General features: G+C 68.3%; 1 pseudogene. It reads right to left on the bottom strand.

Features of this window, described 5'->3' with window-relative positions:
- A pseudogene (locus ABD353_RS40155) lies at positions 1–368 on the bottom strand (hypothetical protein); the annotation flags it as partial.
- Positions 369–536 lie beyond the last annotated feature (168 nt).

The following is a 536-nucleotide window of genomic DNA, read 5'->3' as shown; positions in this document are numbered from 1 at the left end:
ACCATCAGGACGCCGCCGGGGTCGATCTCGACGGCGCCGAGGAAGTTGTTCGAGGCGAGGACGGTGTAGTCGCAGCTGCCGATCTCGTAGATGCCGACGGAGGCCCCGGCGACCGGCAGGCTGAGGAACCAGGTCCCGGCGCCGCCGTTGCTGGTCGACCCGAGCTGGAGCGTGCCGCGGTAGTTGATCTGACGCCCGATCCGGCAGTACCTTGCGGCCAGCGTGCCGTTGTTGAGCGTGGGGTTGGTGGTGCTGGCCGTCCACGTCGGCGTGTAGGCCTGGTACTCGCCGAGGCCCTTGGCCCAGGCCGAGCGGGACCAGCGCCCCAGGCCGATCGCGCCGTCGCGCCACTTTGCGACGGTCACCATCCGGCCTCCGCCTTCGAACTCTCCGATGACACAGGTCCACTCCCCGGAGCCGAACGCGATCGGGTGGGAGGTGATCTGGGGCGGCGTTCCGCCTGCGGATTCGACGTAGGCCTTCATTGCGTCGATGTGTTCCTGAATCCCGTGCGTTGGTGGCTGGCCTTTCCAGTC

This window comes from Kitasatospora arboriphila, assembly GCF_039528095.1.
Lineage (GTDB): Bacteria > Actinomycetota > Actinomycetes > Streptomycetales > Streptomycetaceae > Kitasatospora > Kitasatospora arboriphila.
This window is presented reverse-complemented; position numbering and strand designations above follow the sequence as displayed.